We start from the raw sequence: 16,124 nt of genomic DNA on the forward strand, positions 1-16,124 counted from the left end.
CTGATCGCCCCGATCGCGATGGAAGAAGGCCTGCGCTTCGCCATCCGTGAAGGCGGTCGCACCGTCGGCGCCGGCGTCGTCGCCAAGATCCTCGAATAAGGTGGAGTCATCGGTCGGTCGGGCAGGGTGCTTCGGCGCCACGCCTGCCGGCCACTCACCCTCCATCGATTTCGCGATCCGCAAGGACCGCACGCTCTTTTTCAGGAACAGTCATGGCCACCAAGCAAAAGATCCGCATTCGCCTGAAGGCGTTTGACTACAAGCTGATCGACCAGTCGGCGCTCGAGATCGTCGACACCGCGAAGCGCACCGGCGCGATCGTCAAGGGCCCGGTGCCCCTGCCGACCCGCATGCAGCGTTTCGACATCCTGCGTTCGCCGCACGTCAACAAGACCTCGCGCGACCAGTTCGAAATCCGCACCCATCAGCGCCTGATGGACATCGTCGATCCGACCGACAAGACCGTGGACGCGCTGATGAAGCTCGACCTGCCGGCCGGCGTCGACGTCGAGATCAAGCTGCAGTAAAGGGACTGCCTGCGAGGAAGTGGTTGCGGCTTTGGCCGCAGCTGGCTAGAATCGCAGGCTTTCCGAAGTAGCCGGCCCTTGCGGGCCGGTTTGGTCCTTGTCTCTCGGGGCAAGAGGCCACCAAGTCAGCCCGGCCAATCGATGTCGGGCATGTCAAACAAAGGCTTCCAAGCGCTCCCAGTTGTTGGGGGTGGCGCGGGGGCTGGAGAATATTCATGAGTCTTAGCGAACATCTCGGTTTGCTGGGCCGCAAGGTGGGCATGATGCGCATCTTCACGGACGACGGCGACGCCGTTCCCGTGACGGTGCTCGATGTGTCGAACAACCGTGTCGTCCAGGTCAAGACCGAAGCCACCGACGGCTACAACGCCATTCAAGTGGCGTTCGGCGCGCGCAAAGCATCGCGCGTCATCAAGCCGGCAGCCGGACACTTTGCGAAAGCAGGGGTCGAAGCCGGTGAAGTCCTGAAGGAATTCCGCGTCACCGCCGACGTCGTCGCAGGCTTCAAGCCCGGCGCCCAGGTGCCGGTGACGACGTTTGCCGTGGGCCAGCTCGTGGACGTGCAGGGCACCTCCATCGGCAAGGGCTTCACGGGCACCATCAAGCGCCACAACTTCAGCTCGCAGCGCGCGTCGCACGGCAACAGCCGTTCGCACAACGTGCCGGGCTCGATCTCGATGGCACAGGATCCGGGTCGCGTGTTCCCGGGCAAGAAGATGTCCGGTCAGATGGGCGACGTCACCAAGACCGTCCAGAACCTCGACGTCGTCCGCATCGACGAAGCCCGCCAGCTGCTGCTGGTCCGTGGCGCGGTGCCCGGTGCGAAGAACGGCCATGTGGTCGTGCGCCCCGGCGTCAAGGTGAAAGCCAAGAAGGGAGCCAACTGATGCAACTCGAGCTCCTCAACGACCAAGGCCAGGCGACCTCCAAGGTCGACGCGCCCGACACCGTGTTCGCCCGCGACTACAACGAAGCCCTGGTCCACCAGGTCGTCGTTGCGTTCCAGGCCAACGCCCGCCAAGGCACGCGCGCCCAGAAGGACCGCGCCGTCGTGAAGCACTCGACGAAGAAGCCGTGGCGTCAAAAGGGTACGGGCCGCGCCCGTGCCGGCATGACCTCGTCGCCGCTGTGGCGCGGGGGCGGCCGGATCTTCCCGAACAGCCCGGACGAGAACTTCACCCACAAGGTCAACAAGAAGATGTACCGCGCCGGCATGGCCGCCATCTTCTCGCAGCTGGCCCGTGAAGGCCGTGTCGCGGTGGTCGATTCGATCAGCGTCGACTCGCCGAAGACCAAGCAGCTCGCCGCCAAGTTCAAGGCCATGGGCCTCGACTCGGTGCTGGTGATCGCCGACCAGGTCGACGACAACCTGCTGCTCGCCGCGCGCAACCTCGCCAACGTGATGGTGGTCGAGCCGCGTTACGCCGATCCGCTGTCGCTGGTCTTCTTCAAGAAGATCCTGGTGACCAAGGGCGCGATCGAGCAACTCAAGGAGATGCTGGGATGAGCACGACCAAGCATGACGAGGGCCGCCTGGCCCAGGTGCTGGTGGCGCCGATCGTGAGCGAAAAAGCCACGTCCGCCGCCGAAAAGCACAACCAGGTTCTGTTCAAGGTGCTGCGCGATGCCACCAAGCCCGAGATCAAGGCTGCAGTCGAACTGCTGTTCAAGGTCGAGGTCGAGTCGGTGCAGACCGTGATTCAAAAGGGCAAGGTCAAGCGCTTTGGCCGTTCCATCGGCCGCCGCGACCACGTCAAGAAGGCGTATGTGTCGCTGAAGGCTGGCCAGGAGCTCAACTTCTCCGGGGAGGCCGCGTAATGGCCGTCATCAAAGTCAAACCGACATCGCCCGGCCGCCGTGCCGTCGTGAAGGTGGTTCACAGCCACCTCTACAAGGGCCGTCCGGAAGCGTCGTTGCTCGAACCGCAAATGCAGAACGCGGGTCGCAACAACAACGGCCACATCACGATGCGCCACAAGGGCGGTGGTCACAAGCACCACTACCGCGTGGTCGACTTCGTGCGCAACAAGGACGGCATCCCGGCGAAGGTCGAGCGCATCGAGTACGACCCGAACCGCACGGCGCACATCGCGCTGGTGTGCTACGCCGACGGCGAGCGCCGCTACATCATCGCCCCGCGTGGCCTGGATGTCGGTGCCACCGTGCTGAGCGGCGCCGAAGCGCCGATCAAGGCCGGCAACACGCTGCCGATCCGCAACATCCCGGTGGGCTCGACGGTTCATTGCGTCGAACTGCTGCCGGGCAAGGGGGCACAGATCGCACGCTCGGCCGGCACCTCGGTGACGCTGCTGGCACGCGAAGGCACCTACGCCCAGCTGCGCCTGCGCTCCGGTGAAGTGCGCCGCATCCACATCGACTGCCGCGCGACGATCGGCGAAGTCTCCAACGAAGAGCACAACCTGCGCCAGTACGGCAAGGCCGGTGCGCGTCGCTGGAAGGGCATCCGTCCGACGGTTCGCGGTGTCGCGATGAACCCGGTGGATCACCCGCACGGTGGTGGTGAAGGTCGTACCGGCGAGGGCCAGGTGCCTGTGTCGCCGTGGAACACGATGACCAAGGGCTACCGCACTCGCAACAACAAGCGCACGCAGACGTTCATCGTCTCGCGTCGCAAGAAGTAAGGGGCTGCCATGACCCGTTCGCTCAAAAAAGGTCCGTTCGTTGACCATCACCTGATGGCCAAGGCCGAGAAGGCCGCGGCCATCAAGGACAAGAAGCCGATCAAGACCTGGTCGCGTCGCTCGACGATTCTTCCCGACTTCATCGGGTTGACGATCGCGGTGCACAACGGCAAGCAGCACGTGCCCGTGTACATCACCGACCAGATGGTCGGCCACAAGCTCGGTGAATTTGCGCTGACCCGCACGTTCAAGGGCCACCCGGCCGACAAGAAGGCCAACAAGAAGTAAGGATGACGACGATGGAAACCCGTTCAATCGTTCGCGGCGTCCGCCTCTCTGCCGACAAGGGTCGGCTGGTGGCCGACATGGTCCGCGGCAAGAAGGTCGACCAGGCGCTGAACATCCTGACCTTCACGCCCAAGAAGGCAGCCGGCATCATCAAGAAGGCTCTGGAGTCGGCGATCGCCAACGCAGAGCACAACGACGGCGCCGACATCGACGAGCTCAAGGTCAAGACGATCTTCGTCGAGCAAGCCGCCACCCTCAAGCGCTTTTCCGCACGGGCCAAGGGCCGCGGCAACCGCATCAGCAAGCCGACGTGTCACATCTTCGTGACCGTGGGCAACTGAGCGCAGAAGGAAAACCATGGGACAGAAAATCCATCCGACCGGTTTCCGGCTGCCGGTCACCCGCAACTGGGCTTCGCGCTGGTACGCATCGAACGCGAACTTCGCGACGATGCTGGCCGAAGACCTGCGCGTCCGCGACTTCCTGAAGGCTCGCCTGAAGAGCGCCGCCGTGTCGCGCATCCTGATCGAGCGCCCCGCCAAGAGCGCCCGTGTCACCATCTTCTCGGCTCGTCCGGGCGTGGTGATCGGCAAGAAGGGCGAGGACATCGAGAAGCTGAAGGCTGAACTGACGCGCCGCATGGGCGTGCCGGTCGCGGTCAACATCGAGGAAGTGCGCAAGCCCGAAATCGATGCACAGCTGATCGCCGACAGCATCACCCAGCAGCTCGAGAAGCGCATCATGTTCCGCCGTGCGATGAAGCGCGCGATGCAGAACGCGATGCGCCTGGGCGCACAGGGCATCAAGATCATGTCGTCGGGTCGCCTGAACGGCATCGAAATCGCCCGCTGCGAGTGGTACCGCGAAGGCCGCGTGCCGCTTCACACCCTGAAGGCCGACATCGACTATGGCTTCTCCGAAGCCAAGACGACCTACGGCATCATCGGCGTGAAGTGCTGGGTCTACCGTGGCGACCGCCTCGCCAATGGCGAAGTGCCGCAACTGAAGGCCGAGGTGCCTGAAGACGATCGCCGTCCGCGTCGCAACACGCGTCCCGGCGCCCCGGCTGGCCGTGGCCGTCCGGGCGGCGGTGCCGGTGACCGTGGCGACCGCGGTGGCGATCGCGGCGGAGACCGTGCACCCCGCCAAGGTGGTGCCCCGGTCGAAGGCAGCGACAAGCCGGCCGAGGCGACGGGCGCGCCCGCCACCGACACGCCGACCAGCGCCGCCAAGCGCGTGCGCAAGGCCCCCGACGCCACCGGCTCGGGCAAGGCCTAAGGAGAACAAGCATGATGCAACCGTCTCGGCGGAAATACCGCAAAGAGCAGAAGGGCCGCAACACCGGCGTCGCCACCCGTGGTGCGAACGTGTCGTTCGGTGATTTCGGCCTGAAGGCCACGGAGCGTGGTCGCCTGACCGCGCGCCAGATCGAGGCCGCACGTCGTGCGATCTCGCGTCACATCAAGCGTGGCGGCCGGATCTTCATCCGCATCTTCCCGGACAAGCCGATCTCGCAAAAGCCTGCCGAAGTCCGCATGGGCAACGGCAAGGGCAATCCGGAGTACTACGTCGCTGAAATCCAGCCCGGCAAGGTGCTCTACGAACTCAACGGTGTGCCCGAAGAGCTGGCCCGCGAAGCGTTCAAGCTGGCTTCGGCCAAGCTGCCGCTGAGCACCACCTTCGTGTCGCGTCAGGTCGGCTCTTGAGGCCTGACTGGAGAAACACATGAAAGCATCTGAACTCCGCACCAAGGACGTCGCCGGCCTTGAAAAGGAAGTGGCTGACCTGCTGAAGGCCCATTTCGGCCTGCGCATGCAGAAGGCGACTCAGCAACTGACCAATCATTCGACGCTGGGCAACACGCGCCGCGACATCGCGCGTGCGAAGACCATCCTGGCCGAGAAGAAGAGGGCTGCCAAATGAGCACCACGCAAACCACGACCGAAGCGCCGCTGAAGAACACCCGCACCCTGGTGGGCAAGGTCGTCAGCGACAAGCGCGCCAAGACCATCACCGTGCTGGTCGAGCGCCGTACCAAGCACGAGCTCTACGGCAAGATCGTCGCGAAGTCGAGCAAGTACCACGCCCACGACGAAAAGGGCGAATACAAGCTGGGCGACGTGGTCGAGATCGCCGAGAGCCGCCCGATTTCCAAGACCAAGTCCTGGATCGTGACGCGCCTGGTCGAGAAGGCCCGCGAGGTCTGAGCAAGCAGTAAGACAACGGAGCCTTCGGGCGCCGCACAGGACGGTCGGAACGCTGGGATACTGGCGTCCGGCCGTTTTTTCATTTGGAGATCGAAATGCTCAAAGTTGGGGACAAGCTGCCCGCAGGTTCGCTGCAGGAATTCATCGAGGTCGAAGGCAATGGCTGCAGCCTGGGGCCGAACACCTTCGACGTCGAGAAGGAAACCGCCGGCAAGAAGATCGCGATCTTCGCGCTGCCCGGTGCCTTCACGCCGACCTGTTCGGCCCAGCACGTGCCGGGCTACGTGAAGAACGCCGACGCGCTGAAGGCCGCCGGCGTCGACGAGATCTGGTGCGTGTCGGTCAACGACGCGTTCGTGATGGGCGCCTGGGGCCGCGACCAGCACACGCAGGGCAAGGTTCGGATGATGGCCGACGGCAGCGGCACGTTCACGCAGGCCACCGGCCTGACGCTGGACCTGGTCGCGCGCGGCATGGGCGTGCGCTCGCAGCGCTACTCGATGCTGGTCGACAACGGCATCGTCAAGACGCTGAACATCGAAGCGCCGGGCAAGTTCGAGGTCAGCAACGCCGAGACGATGCTCACCCAAGCCAAGGGCTGATTCAGCCCATCCAGCGCTCGGTGGCGCTGTGGACGACGGAGGACAGCGGTTCTCCGGACGCCCGCAGTCCGCGCAGCCACTGCGCATCATTGCCGTGCCGCAGGCTGTCGCGGATCAGGTTGCTGGCGTCGAGCGAGCGCAGGTCCAGCGCATGTTCGTCGACCCGTGCGAGCGTGCGCACGATGTTGTCGCGCAGCTTCTCGCGTTGCTTGGTCTGCGGGTCGACGATTTCGCCGTCGAGCCCGAAGCGGCAGGCCTGGAAGCGGTTGAAGGTGTAGACGAGGTAGTCGTCTTCCGACGGCTCGAACGGCCGCTCCTCGCGCAGGTAGCGGCAGATCGCCTGCAGGTAGCAGGCGAGCGCCGCGGCCTTGTCGACGTCGAGCGGCGTGTCGCATACCCGCAGCTCGATGGTGCCGAACTCGGGCTTCGGGCGGATGTCCCAGTAGAAATCCTTCATCGACTGCACGACGCCGGTGCTGGTCATCTTGTCGAAGTACAGCCCGAAGTCGTCCCAGGTGGTCACGAACGGCGCGCGCCCGGACAGCGGGAACGCGAACACCGAGTTCAGCCGCGCCGAATCGAAGCCGGTGTCGACGCCCTGAACGAACGGCGACGACGCGCTCAGCGCGATGAAGTGCGGCACGTAGCGCGACAGCGCGTGCAGCAGCCACAGTGCGGTGTCGCCGTCTTCGCAGCCGACGTGCACGTGCTGGCCGAACACGGTGAACTGCTTGGCCAGGTAGCCGTACAGCTCGCTGATGTAGTGGAAGCGCTCGGTCGGGAAGATCTGCTGGTCGCTCCAGTGCTGATAGGCATGCGTGCCGCCGCCGGCGATACCGATGTTCAGCTTGCGGGCCGCCTGCGAGAGCTGCCCGCGCAGGTCGTGCAGCTCGGCGACCAGCCCGCTGTGCTCGCGCTGGATCGAGGTGCCGATCTCGATCATGCTGCGCGTGATCTCGGGCTTCACGTCCCAGGCGCCGGAGTGCTTCGCGAGCACGCGCAGCAGGTCTTCGGCCTGCGGTGCCAGGTCGAAGTCGTGCGTGCTGACGAGTTGGAGTTCGAGTTCGACGCCCAGCGTCAGCGGCTCGGAGGTGGTGAATTCGGCGAGTGCCATGTCAGGAAGCCTTTGTCTTCGGGACGGGCGCGCACTCCTGCGCCAGGTCGCGCACCGCGCGCTCGGCCAGCAGCGGGCCGATGAATTGCAGCAGCGTGGTCGAGATCAGCAGCGCCTGCAGCACGCCGCCATTGGCGCCGGGCAGCTGCGATGGCCAGCCGAAGGTGTCGGCGGTCAGCAGCACCGCGAGGCTGCTCATCGGCTGCAGCGCGATCGTCAGCGCGCCCGCCTGGCGCCAGCCGAGGCCGCTCGGCCGCGTCAGCACGGCGATCGCGATGCCCTTGCCGACCAGCCGCGCGACGACGATCACCAGCACCCACGGCCACAGCGTCGTGAAGCCGTCGAGCGTGAACAGCATGCCCAGGCAGATGAACAGCAGCACGCTGAGCGTGGCGCCGGCCGTGCCGAGCTGCGGCTCGACGGTCAGGCCGTGCGCCATCCGCGAGCGCGCCACCATGCCGGCCACCAGCAGCGCCAGCAACGGCGACAGCCGCCACTGCGCCGCCAGCATCGCCGCGATGATGACCAGCGCGATCTGCAGCACCGGCGCGGTGGTGAGGCCGCGCACCTGCTTGGTCAGCTGCGTCAGCACCCAGCCGGCCGCGACGCCGAGCAGGAACGAGCCGCTGACCACCAGCAGCGCGCTGGTGATGGCCGGTTCGAGCCCGACGGGCTCCACGCCGACGCCACCGCTGGCGGCGAGCACGCCCCAGGCCTTCAGCGCGACCACCGCGAGCACGCTGTTGATGGCCGACATCATCAGCAGCCGTTCGGTGACCTGCCCGCGCGGGCGCATCTGGTGCACCAGCGCCAGCACGATGACCGGCGACGTCGACATCGCGACCGCGCCGGCCAGCGCGGCCGAGATCGACGGCGCATCGAAGGCCAGCAGGCCGACATACACCGCGAGGCCGGACAGCACGCCTTCGAGCACACAGGTCAGCGCGAGCCAGGGGTTGTCGATCAGCCAGCGCGGCCGGATCCGGCTGCCGAGCTCGAACACCAGCACGCCGATGGCCAGGTCGATCAGCGGCTTGACCGGGTCGAGGTCGGTGCGCTCCAGCAGCCGCAGCGCCAGCGGGCTGGCCAGCGCCCCGGTCAGCATGTGGCCGCACAAGCGCGGCAAGCGGAAGCGCCGCCTCAGGATCTCGCCGAGCACCACCGCCACGACCATCACGATCGCAAAACCCAGCACAGGGTCGATCCCGCGCAGGCGGTCGAGGGTCCAGGAGGCGGTGGCGGCGGAGGGGGCGAACCAGTTCTCGAACGTGGAAGACAGGGACATGCGTCGGCAGCAAAGCGAAAGATGAGACGGCCGCCCGGATCCCCGGCAAGGATCGGGGAAACTTCGGGGCCTTGAAGGTAACCGTATCCGACCTCAGGTGCAGTGCCTCCGCGGCGCGACTTCGTGTCAGACAGCGCCTACAGGTTCGCTCGCCAACATTCGCTTCGACGTTCCTCCTCAACCTCATTTCAGCTGCGGCAAGACCATGGACAAGCAAACACTTTCCTTCCAGGCCGAGGTCAAGCAGATCCTGCACCTCGTTACGCATTCGCTCTACTCCAACAAGGAGATCTTTCTCCGCGAGCTGGTCTCGAACGCGTCGGACGCCTGCGACAAGCTGCGCTTCGAGGCGCTGAACAACGCGGCGCTGTACGAAGACGCGCCGAACCTCGAAGTGCGCATCGCGTTCGACAAGGCCGCGAAGACGCTGACGATCACCGACAACGGCATCGGTCTGTCGGCCGACGAAGCGGTGGCCAACCTCGGCACCATCGCGAAGAGCGGCACGCGCGAGTTCATGAGCAAGCTCGAAGGCGACCAGAAGAAAGACGCACAGCTGATCGGCCAGTTCGGTGTCGGCTTCTACAGCGGCTTCATCGTGGCCGACCGCATCACCGTCGAATCGCGCCGCGCCGGCCTGCCGGCCGAGCAGGGCGTGCGCTGGAGCTCGGAAGGCAGCGGCGACTTCGAGGTCGAGACGATCACGCGGGCGCAGCGCGGCACGTCGGTGATCCTGCACCTGCGCGACGGCGAGGAGGAGTTCCTGACGGCCTGGAAGCTGCGCTCCATCATCGGCAAGTACTCCGACCACATCTCGCTGCCGATCCTGATGCAGAAGGAAGAGTGGGACGCCGACAAGCAGGAGCAGGTGGTCCAGGAGGAATGGGCGCCGGTCAACAAGGCCGCGGCCCTGTGGACGCGCAGCAAGAGCGACATCACGCCGGAGCAGTACACCGAGTTCTACAAGCAGATCAGCTACGACACCGAAGCGCCGCTCGCGTTCACGCACAACCGCGTCGAGGGCCGCAGCGAGTACACGCAGCTGCTGTACGTGCCGGCGAAGGCGCCCTTCGACCTGTGGAACCGCGACAAGCGCGGCGGTGTGAAGCTCTACGTGAAGCGCGTCTTCATCATGGACGACGCCGAGGCGCTGATGCCGGTCTATCTGCGCTTCGTGAAGGGCGTGATCGACAGCGCCGACCTGCCGCTGAACGTCTCGCGCGAACTGCTGCAGGAAAGTCGCGACGTGAAGGCGATCCGCGAGGGCTCGACCAAGCGCGTGCTCGGCATGCTGGAGTCGCTGGCCGACAGCGAGGACGCTGCCGAGAAGGCCAAGTACGCGGCGTTCTGGAAGGACTTCGGGGCGGTGCTGAAGGAAGGCGTCGGCGAAGACCATGCGAACCAGGAGCGGCTGACCAAGCTGCTGCGTTTCGCGTCGACGCATGCCGATGAAGGCGTGTCGTTCGCCGACTACCTCGGTCGCATGAAGGAAGGCCAGGACGCGATCTACTACATCACCGCCGACAACCTGGCCGGCGCGAAGAGCAGCCCGCAGCTCGAGATCTTCCGCAAGAAGGGCATCGAGGTGCTGCTGCTGGTCGACCGCGTCGACGAATGGCTGCTCAGCCACCTGTACGAGGTCGAGGGCAAGCCGCTGCAGAGCGTCGCGAAGGGTTCGGTCGACCTCGGCAAGCTGCAGGACGAGGCCGAGAAGAAGCAGGCCGAAGCGGTCGCGACCGCGTTCCAGCCGGTGCTCGACCGCCTGAAGGAGGCGCTGAAGGACCGCGCGAAGGACGTGCGCGCGACCTCGCGGCTGGTCGATTCGCCGGCCTGCCTGGTCGTCGAGGAGGGCGACATCAGCGGGCACCTCGCGCGCCTGCTGAAGCAGTCGGGCCAGAGTGCGCCGAAGACGAACCCGGTGCTCGAGGTGAACGCCGAGCATGCGCTGGTGAAGCGGCTCGAGAGCAGCCCGCAGTTCGACGAGCTGGCGAACATCCTGTTCGACCAGGCCGTGCTGGCCGAAGGCGGGCAGCTCGAGGACCCGGCGGCCTACGTGCGCCGCGTCACGGCGCTGCTGACGGCCTGAGCGCTCAGAAGGCGGGGCCGCCGAAGGCCGGCGGCTCCCGCAGCGTCGCGATCTGCTCGCGCAGGCGCACCGCCTGGTCGGTCCAGTAGACCGGCGCGCCGAACCACGGGAACGCGATCGGGAACGCCGGGTCGTCCCAGCGCCGGGCGAGCCAGGCGCTGTAGTGGATCATCCGCAGCGTGCGGAAGGCCTCCACCAGGCGCAGCTCGCGCCAGTCGAATTCCATGAAGTCTTCGTAGCCGCTCAGCAGTGCATGCAGCTGGCGGGTCGCGACGCTGCGTTCGCCCGACAGCAGCATCCACAGGTCCTGCACGGCCGGGCCGGACAAGGTGTCGTCGAGGTCGACGAAATGCGGGCCGGCTTCGGTCCACAGCACGTTGCCGGCGTGGCAGTCGCCATGCAGCCGGATCGTGCGCGTGCTGCCGACGGCATCGAAGCAGGCGGCGATCTCGGCCAGCGCATCGCGCGCCGCGCGCTCCCAGCCGGGCTTCGCATCGGGCGGGATGATGTCGCCGGCGAGCAGCCAGTCGAGCGGGCCCTGGCCGTAGGTCGCGAGGTCGAGCGTCAGCCGGTGCGAGAACGCCGACTTCGCGCCGACCAGGTGCATGCGGCCGATGAAGCGGCCGATCCACTCCATCGTGGCCTCGTCCTCCAGCTCGGGCGCGCGGCCGGAGCGGCGCTCGGTGATCGCGAAGCGGTGCGGGTCGGCGCCACCGGTGTAGTGGCACAGCGTCGAGGTGGTGCCTCTCTGCTCGCTGGTCAGCGACCACGGGCTGACGACGGGGATCTCGGCGGCGGCGAGTTCGTTCGCGAACGCGTGCTCCTCGAGGATCTGCGCGTCGCTCCAGCGACCGGGGCGGTAGAACTTCGCGACCACGACGCGCTTGTCTTCGAGGAACACCTGGAAGACGCGGTTCTCGTAGGAGTTCAGCTGGATCAGCCGGCCGTCGCCGCGCAGGCCGACCGAATCGAGGGCGTCGAGGACGACTTCCGGCGTGAGGCCGGCGTAGGGAGTTTCAATCGGCGAGGCGGATGACATGCCCGCATCGTAAGCGGCAGCCGTGCTGCCGCCGAGATTCAATGCCGCGTGCTCGACGCGTAGTGCGGCGGATCGACGACGACCCCGCCGACGTCGTCGCCCAGCGTGCTGTCGCCGGGGTTGGTCGTCGCGAACGCCGGGCCCTGGCGCGAGGTGGACTTTCCGCTGCGCTCGGTGAGCCCGGAGAACTCGCTGCTCGAGAAGGCATCGAGCCGGCTGTCGGGGGAGAAGAACGAATCCTGGAACAGCGTCGAATCGCTCCACAGTGCGGTGCGCTCGGCGCGCTTCGTCGCGACCGTGGTCGCCAGCGTGTCGCGCGCCTCGTGCAGCGTGTGCGTCGGCGCGGGTTGCGGTGCGCGCGACGCGGCGCCGCTGTGCGGCACCAGCAACTGCAATTCGGCGATCGACGGCAGGTGGTCGGTGGAGCAGCGCAGGTAGCGCACGCGGCAGGCGGCCAGCACCGACTGCTTGATCTGCTGCAGCCGGCGCGAGCCGCCGCGTTCGACATCGAGGTCGATGGCGGCCAGCACGCGGCCGTTGGCGCTGCAGACCGCGAAGGTCACGTGGTTGGAGCCGAGCAGGTCGAACCAGAAGCGAACCTCGGACGGATCGTTGGGCTGGCAGAAGCGCACCAGCGGCAGCTTGGACAACACGATGTGATGCGGCAACGCTTCGCGCAGCAGCCGGTAGATGCGGCGCTCGTCGGTGCTGAACACGGGGCGGGCTGTCAGCGCCCATTCGGTCGGCAGCGGCTTGGGTTGCGGCGGCTTGCGCCCGCGCCACAACAGCACGAGGAGCGCGAGGGCCAGCAGCACGGTGACTGCCAATGCGGCGATCCAGGGCAGGACTTGCATGATCAGGGCACAGACTCGAAGAGGGTCCATCGGACCGGGGCCGAAGGCACCCGTCGAGCGACGAACCGAAGGCATCCTAGCGGTCGGCCCCCGAGGCCGCATCCCCCACATCGGGGCCGTACAGTTGTCAGAATGGTGTCTGAAAACTGATTTCGTCGCTCATTGTGACGCGATGCGGCGCGTGCCACTCACGTGGGCCTTCACTTCGGTGACGGTGTCGAGCAGGTCGCCCACGCGATGTGCGTGCCGCTTGAGCTGGTAGTTCAACTCGGCGGCGTGGCGTTCCACCAGCTGGCCCATCTGCGACGCGAGGCTGTCGGGCGGCAGCTTCAACCAGGCCTCCGACTCGGACCCGTCGCGCTGAACCAACGCGCCGGCGCGGCGGGCGATCTTCAGCATCGCGACGTTCTCGCTGAGCGCATGGATGAACAGCCGATCGCAGCCGCGGTTGCGCGCCTGCAACACGGCGCGTTCGAACAGCCGGGCGCCATAGCCGCGTCCCCGTGCATGGCCCGCGACCGAGACGCCGAACTCGGCCATCGCGGCATCTTCAGGCCGCACGACCGGCGCGTAGGCCAGATGGGCCAGCGCGATCAGCTGCAGGCGCCGGTTGAAGATGCCGAACAGCTCGTCGCGTTCGAAGTTCAGCGACGCGACGTAGCGCTCGATCTGGGCGTCGGTGGCTGGATAGCCGAATCGAAGATAGCGATCACTTTCTTCGAGGCCAAGCAGATGCGATGATATGCGCTTGCGGTGGCGCTCTGACATCGACCGGATCGGCACCCAGTTGAAGCGCGAGGCTTCGGGTGCGCCGCCAGGGCTCGACGCGAGAGGCGACGAACGTTCGGGGGCGGTGGCGATGATGCTCATGGCGAGGCGTTGGTGGAAACCCTAATGTACCAGTTCAGGCATTCTCTTGCGAGCGCGCGCAGGCAGGCGGCGCCTCTAGCCAGCCCTGGCCCTGATCCGCTACACTAGAAGGCTTTTCCGTCATGGCCCGGAGAGAACCGCGGACTTGCGAAGGGCGAACCCCCAGGGAACGCCCCGCAAACCACGGGATGGCGAGTCCACCAGACCCGCCGCGACGTCGTCCTGCCTGAGAGGCTGCCTGAACAAGCAGCACCGATCGCAGCGAAGGAAGTCAGGCCGTAATCCGCTGGTCGCATGTCGCGACCGGCTCATTGAAAGAACCTCATGAAGACCTTCAGCGCCAAGCCGGCCGAAGTGACGCACGAGTGGTTTGTGATTGACGCCACCGACAAGGTGCTCGGACGTGTTGCCAGCGAAGTGGCACTCCGTTTGCGCGGCAAGCACAAGGCCATTTACACGCCTCACGTCGACACCGGCGATTTCATCGTCATCGTCAACGCAGACAAGATCCGCGTCACGGGCAACAAGGCCAACGACAAGGTGTACTACCGTCACTCGGGCTTCCCGGGCGGTATCTACGGCACCAAGTTCAAGGACATGCAAGCCAAGCACCCCGGCCGCGCGCTGGAAAAGGCCGTCAAGGGCATGCTGCCCAAGGGTCCGCTGGGCTTTGCGATGGTGAAGAAGCTGAAGGTGTATGCCGGTGACTCCCACCCGCACGCCGCCCAGCAGCCCAAAGTGCTGGAAATCTAAGGAGCGGCCATGATCGGAAATTGGAACTACGGAACCGGCCGCCGCAAGTCGTCGGTGGCTCGCGTCTTCATCAAGAAGGGCACCGGCCAGATCATCGTCAACGGCAAGCCCGTCGACCAGTACTTCGGTCGCCAGACGTCCATCATGGTCGTCCGCCAGCCGCTGGTGCTGACAGCGAACGATGCCGCCTTCGACGTCAAGGTGAACGTGCACGGCGGCGGTGAATCCGGCCAGGCCGGCGCGGTGCGCCACGGCATCACCCGCGCACTGATCGACTACGACGCCGCACTGAAGCCGGACCTGAGCCGCGCCGGTTTCGTGACCCGCGATGCGCGCGAGGTCGAACGCAAGAAGGTCGGCCTGCACGGCGCTCGCCGCAGGAAGCAGTTCAGCAAGCGCTGATCGACGCTCACGCGTTGCAGAAAAAGGGTCGCTTTCGAGCGGCCCTTTTTGTTTTCGTGTCGCCATTCCGGCAAGGTTTGGAAACAAGCACGCCGATGGTGGCTTCTACAATCCCTAGCTCCCACAGGGCGCCGGGCTCCGCATCACGAGCTCCCCACTCCCTCTGTCCCGACCTCATGCCGTACTGACCTCATGCGCTGGAAACTGCTTCGTCGTCGCATGTCCATCAGCGCACCGCGCATGATCGTCAGAAGCCACCTGCCGTGGCCGTTGCGTTGGGCGATCGTCGCCCTGGTGTTCGGCTTCTCCGCGGCGCTCGCGCTGTGGGCCTTCGAGTTCGGCAAGGACATCGCCGGCCTCGACCGCGACGCCAAGGCCGAGCTGGGTCAGTTGCGGGTCGAGGTCGCGCAGTTGCGCGCCGAACGCGAAGGCGCCCAGTCGATCGCCAACACCGCCGGCAGCCTGTTGCGCACCGAGAAGGTGGCGCAGGACAAGCTGGCCCAACAGCTGAAGCAGCTCGAGTCCGAGAACATGGCGCTGAAGGCCGACCTCGGCTTCTTCGAGCGCCTGCTGCCGGCCGGCAGCGCCGAGGCCTTGACGGTGCGCGCACTGCAGGCCGAGGCCAAGGCGCCAGGCCAACTTCGTTACCAATTGCTGGTGATGCAGATGGGCAAGTCGGCCCCGGAGTTCACCGGCCGTTACGACATCGTGCTCACCGGGCTGCTCGACGGAAAACCCTGGTCGCTGTCGATGCCGAACGGAGGGCTGCCGCTTGCCGTGAAGCAGTACCTCCGTCTCGAAGGAATGATCGATCACCCGCTACAGGCCGTGGTAAAAACCGTGCAGGTCAAGGTCATCGACAGCCGCGGCGCTGTCAGGGCGACGCAGATGCTCAAGCTCTGACGCCAACCTCCGAAGACCCTGGCAACAGCCGCAAGACCCCGGCAAGAGCCACCAAGACGGCACCCCTCGTTGGATCACGTTGGAGCAACCACCATGTTCGGCAAAACCAAGCAGCCTCCCATCCGCACCCTGATCGGCGAAGGCACCGTGATCACCGGCGAATTGCGCTTTGCCGACGGCCTGCGCATCGACGGCGAAGTGCAGGGCGACGTGATCGCCAGCAGCGAGGCCTACAGCATCCTCGTGATCAGCGAGAAAGCCAAGGTGGTCGGCAAGGTCAAGGCCGGCCACGTGATCATCAACGGCACGGTGATCGGCCCGGTTCTGTCAGACCAGCTGCTCGAGCTGCAGCCCAAGGCCAGCATCGTCGGCGACGTGCGCTACGAATCGCTTGAAATGCACCAGGGCGCCCGGATCGACGGCGAACTGCACCCGTTGAAGGCCGACGAAAAAGCCCCTTTGAAACTGGCCACCGCGAACGCGGGGCCGGCGATCAATCCCACAACGGCACAAGCGGCGTGAGCTCGGCGGATAATCGGTCCGTTCGTCTCC

The 16,124-nt window shown here is 66.0% G+C and carries 23 protein-coding genes; 18 read left to right on the plus strand and 5 right to left on the minus strand.

The genetic code is table 11. From position 1 onward, the window contains the following. The 13 genes from FHT26_RS27745 to FHT26_RS27805 all read left to right on the plus strand — a co-directional run. The coding region (locus FHT26_RS27745; protein WP_490362819.1) for an EF-Tu C-terminal domain-related protein at positions 1-99 on the plus strand (99 nt) is incomplete at its 5' end. A gap of 113 nt (positions 100-212) precedes the next feature. Next, positions 213-527, plus strand: a complete 315-nt coding sequence (rpsJ, locus tag FHT26_RS27750; RefSeq protein WP_047506357.1) for a 30S ribosomal protein S10 — start codon at positions 213-215, stop codon at positions 525-527. A gap of 215 nt (positions 528-742) precedes the next feature. Then, positions 743-1,414, plus strand: coding sequence for a 50S ribosomal protein L3 (gene rplC / locus FHT26_RS27755; RefSeq protein ID WP_168563324.1), 672 nt, complete (start codon positions 743-745; stop codon positions 1,412-1,414). After that, positions 1,414-2,034, plus strand: coding sequence for a 50S ribosomal protein L4 (gene rplD / locus FHT26_RS27760; protein ID WP_056809651.1), 621 nt, complete (start codon positions 1,414-1,416; stop codon positions 2,032-2,034). Before rplC ends, rplD begins: the two co-directional genes overlap by 1 nt. Beyond that, positions 2,031-2,345, plus strand: coding sequence for a 50S ribosomal protein L23 (rplW, locus tag FHT26_RS27765; protein WP_047506361.1), 315 nt, complete (start codon positions 2,031-2,033; stop codon positions 2,343-2,345). Before rplD ends, rplW begins: the two co-directional genes overlap by 4 nt. Beyond that, the gene (rplB, locus tag FHT26_RS27770; RefSeq protein ID WP_056809653.1) at positions 2,345-3,169 is read left to right on the plus strand and encodes a 50S ribosomal protein L2; all 825 of its coding nucleotides are present in this window, start codon (positions 2,345-2,347) and stop codon (positions 3,167-3,169) included. Before rplW ends, rplB begins: the two co-directional genes overlap by 1 nt. A 9-nt stretch (positions 3,170-3,178) precedes the next feature. Then, entirely contained in the window at positions 3,179-3,457 is a 279-nt protein-coding gene (rpsS, locus tag FHT26_RS27775; RefSeq protein WP_047506365.1) for a 30S ribosomal protein S19, read from the plus strand. An 11-nt stretch (positions 3,458-3,468) separates the two neighbouring features. Then, positions 3,469-3,798, plus strand: a complete 330-nt coding sequence (gene rplV / locus FHT26_RS27780) for a 50S ribosomal protein L22 (protein ID WP_047586273.1) — start codon at positions 3,469-3,471, stop codon at positions 3,796-3,798. A gap of 16 nt (positions 3,799-3,814) precedes the next feature. After that, on the plus strand, positions 3,815-4,735 hold the full coding sequence (gene rpsC / locus FHT26_RS27785; RefSeq protein WP_168563325.1) for a 30S ribosomal protein S3: 921 nt from the start codon (positions 3,815-3,817) through the stop codon (positions 4,733-4,735). Between the two features lie 11 nt (positions 4,736-4,746). Continuing rightward, on the plus strand, positions 4,747-5,163 hold the full coding sequence (gene rplP, locus FHT26_RS27790) for a 50S ribosomal protein L16 (RefSeq protein ID WP_047506369.1): 417 nt from the start codon (positions 4,747-4,749) through the stop codon (positions 5,161-5,163). 19 nt (positions 5,164-5,182) lie between these two features. After that, complete coding sequence (rpmC, locus tag FHT26_RS27795) at positions 5,183-5,380, plus strand: 50S ribosomal protein L29 (RefSeq protein ID WP_047585666.1); 198 nt, start codon at positions 5,183-5,185, stop codon at positions 5,378-5,380. Continuing rightward, positions 5,377-5,664, plus strand: a complete 288-nt coding sequence (gene rpsQ, locus FHT26_RS27800) for a 30S ribosomal protein S17 (RefSeq protein ID WP_168563326.1) — start codon at positions 5,377-5,379, stop codon at positions 5,662-5,664. Before rpmC ends, rpsQ begins: the two co-directional genes overlap by 4 nt. 95 nt (positions 5,665-5,759) lie before the next feature. Then, positions 5,760-6,266 carry a peroxiredoxin gene (locus FHT26_RS27805; RefSeq protein WP_168563327.1) on the plus strand — a complete coding sequence of 169 codons (507 nt, stop codon included), beginning with the start codon at positions 5,760-5,762 and terminating at the stop codon, positions 6,264-6,266. A gap of 1 nt (position 6,267) precedes the next feature. On the opposite strand, the gene FHT26_RS27810 is transcribed toward FHT26_RS27805, so the two are convergent. Both FHT26_RS27810 and FHT26_RS27815 read right to left on the minus strand, forming a co-directional pair. Beyond that, entirely contained in the window at positions 6,268-7,380 is a 1,113-nt protein-coding gene (locus FHT26_RS27810; protein ID WP_168563328.1) for a YbdK family carboxylate-amine ligase, read from the minus strand. 1 nt (position 7,381) lies between these two features. Beyond that, positions 7,382-8,665 (minus strand): cation:proton antiporter, encoded by a 1,284-nt coding sequence (locus FHT26_RS27815; RefSeq protein ID WP_168563329.1) that lies wholly within the window; start codon positions 8,663-8,665, stop codon positions 7,382-7,384. 205 nt (positions 8,666-8,870) lie between these two features. Here FHT26_RS27815 and htpG point away from each other — a divergent pair, with 205 nt between their 5' ends. Beyond that, positions 8,871-10,751: a molecular chaperone HtpG gene (gene htpG / locus FHT26_RS27820; protein ID WP_168563330.1), complete on the plus strand. Its 1,881-nt coding sequence runs from the start codon at positions 8,871-8,873 to the stop codon at positions 10,749-10,751. A 4-nt stretch (positions 10,752-10,755) separates the two neighbouring features. On the opposite strand, the gene FHT26_RS27825 is transcribed toward htpG, so the two are convergent. From FHT26_RS27825 to FHT26_RS27835, 3 genes are all read right to left on the minus strand, one after another. Further along, the gene (locus tag FHT26_RS27825; protein ID WP_168563331.1) at positions 10,756-11,790 is read right to left on the minus strand and encodes a serine/threonine protein kinase; all 1,035 of its coding nucleotides are present in this window, start codon (positions 11,788-11,790) and stop codon (positions 10,756-10,758) included. Positions 11,791-11,828: 38 nt separating this feature from the next. Then, the gene (locus FHT26_RS27830; protein WP_168563332.1) at positions 11,829-12,644 is read right to left on the minus strand and encodes a DUF2726 domain-containing protein; all 816 of its coding nucleotides are present in this window, start codon (positions 12,642-12,644) and stop codon (positions 11,829-11,831) included. A gap of 159 nt (positions 12,645-12,803) precedes the next feature. Further along, positions 12,804-13,514, minus strand: a complete 711-nt coding sequence (locus FHT26_RS27835) for a GNAT family N-acetyltransferase (RefSeq protein WP_490362817.1) — start codon at positions 13,512-13,514, stop codon at positions 12,804-12,806. Positions 13,515-13,838: 324 nt separating this feature from the next. Here FHT26_RS27835 and rplM point away from each other — a divergent pair, with 324 nt between their 5' ends. The 4 genes from rplM to FHT26_RS27855 all read left to right on the plus strand — a co-directional run bounded on the left by rplM (position 13,839) and on the right by FHT26_RS27855 (position 16,094). Continuing rightward, entirely contained in the window at positions 13,839-14,267 is a 429-nt protein-coding gene (gene rplM, locus FHT26_RS27840) for a 50S ribosomal protein L13 (protein ID WP_168563333.1), read from the plus strand. A gap of 9 nt (positions 14,268-14,276) precedes the next feature. Beyond that, positions 14,277-14,669, plus strand: coding sequence for a 30S ribosomal protein S9 (rpsI, locus tag FHT26_RS27845; RefSeq protein ID WP_168563334.1), 393 nt, complete (start codon positions 14,277-14,279; stop codon positions 14,667-14,669). Positions 14,670-14,909: 240 nt separating this feature from the next. After that, entirely contained in the window at positions 14,910-15,572 is a 663-nt protein-coding gene (locus FHT26_RS27850; RefSeq protein ID WP_349238236.1) for a DUF6776 family protein, read from the plus strand. A 93-nt stretch (positions 15,573-15,665) separates the two neighbouring features. Then, positions 15,666-16,094 (plus strand): bactofilin family protein, encoded by a 429-nt coding sequence (locus tag FHT26_RS27855; protein WP_168563388.1) that lies wholly within the window; start codon positions 15,666-15,668, stop codon positions 16,092-16,094. The last annotated feature ends 30 nt before the right edge of the window (positions 16,095-16,124 follow it).

Source organism: Rhizobacter sp. SG703 (genome assembly GCF_012275445.1).
Lineage (GTDB): Bacteria > Pseudomonadota > Gammaproteobacteria > Burkholderiales > Burkholderiaceae_C > Rhizobacter.

Bases quoted from the DNA above. Each gene is read 5' to 3' on its own strand.
- rpsJ (WP_047506357.1), top strand. From the start codon at position 213: ATGGCCACCAAGCAAAAGATCCGCATTCGCCTGAAGGCGTTTGACTAC.
- rplC (WP_168563324.1), top strand. From the start codon at position 743: ATGAGTCTTAGCGAACATCTCGGTTTGCTGGGCCGCAAGGTGGGCATG.
- rplD (WP_056809651.1), top strand. From the start codon at position 1,414: ATGCAACTCGAGCTCCTCAACGACCAAGGCCAGGCGACCTCCAAGGTC.
- rplW (WP_047506361.1), top strand. From the start codon at position 2,031: ATGAGCACGACCAAGCATGACGAGGGCCGCCTGGCCCAGGTGCTGGTG.
- rplB (WP_056809653.1), top strand. From the start codon at position 2,345: ATGGCCGTCATCAAAGTCAAACCGACATCGCCCGGCCGCCGTGCCGTC.
- rpsS (WP_047506365.1), top strand. From the start codon at position 3,179: ATGACCCGTTCGCTCAAAAAAGGTCCGTTCGTTGACCATCACCTGATG.
- rplV (WP_047586273.1), top strand. From the start codon at position 3,469: ATGGAAACCCGTTCAATCGTTCGCGGCGTCCGCCTCTCTGCCGACAAG.
- rpsC (WP_168563325.1), top strand. From the start codon at position 3,815: ATGGGACAGAAAATCCATCCGACCGGTTTCCGGCTGCCGGTCACCCGC.
- rplP (WP_047506369.1), top strand. From the start codon at position 4,747: ATGATGCAACCGTCTCGGCGGAAATACCGCAAAGAGCAGAAGGGCCGC.
- rpmC (WP_047585666.1), top strand. From the start codon at position 5,183: ATGAAAGCATCTGAACTCCGCACCAAGGACGTCGCCGGCCTTGAAAAG.
- rpsQ (WP_168563326.1), top strand. From the start codon at position 5,377: ATGAGCACCACGCAAACCACGACCGAAGCGCCGCTGAAGAACACCCGC.
- FHT26_RS27805 (WP_168563327.1), top strand. From the start codon at position 5,760: ATGCTCAAAGTTGGGGACAAGCTGCCCGCAGGTTCGCTGCAGGAATTC.
- FHT26_RS27810 (WP_168563328.1), bottom strand. From the start codon at position 7,380: ATGGCACTCGCCGAATTCACCACCTCCGAGCCGCTGACGCTGGGCGTC.
- FHT26_RS27815 (WP_168563329.1), bottom strand. From the start codon at position 8,665: ATGTCCCTGTCTTCCACGTTCGAGAACTGGTTCGCCCCCTCCGCCGCC.
- htpG (WP_168563330.1), top strand. From the start codon at position 8,871: ATGGACAAGCAAACACTTTCCTTCCAGGCCGAGGTCAAGCAGATCCTG.
- FHT26_RS27825 (WP_168563331.1), bottom strand. From the start codon at position 11,790: ATGTCATCCGCCTCGCCGATTGAAACTCCCTACGCCGGCCTCACGCCG.
- FHT26_RS27830 (WP_168563332.1), bottom strand. From the start codon at position 12,644: ATGCAAGTCCTGCCCTGGATCGCCGCATTGGCAGTCACCGTGCTGCTG.
- FHT26_RS27835 (WP_490362817.1), bottom strand. From the start codon at position 13,514: ATGAGCATCATCGCCACCGCCCCCGAACGTTCGTCGCCTCTCGCGTCG.
- rplM (WP_168563333.1), top strand. From the start codon at position 13,839: ATGAAGACCTTCAGCGCCAAGCCGGCCGAAGTGACGCACGAGTGGTTT.
- rpsI (WP_168563334.1), top strand. From the start codon at position 14,277: ATGATCGGAAATTGGAACTACGGAACCGGCCGCCGCAAGTCGTCGGTG.
- FHT26_RS27850 (WP_349238236.1), top strand. From the start codon at position 14,910: ATGATCGTCAGAAGCCACCTGCCGTGGCCGTTGCGTTGGGCGATCGTC.
- FHT26_RS27855 (WP_168563388.1), top strand. From the start codon at position 15,666: ATGTTCGGCAAAACCAAGCAGCCTCCCATCCGCACCCTGATCGGCGAA.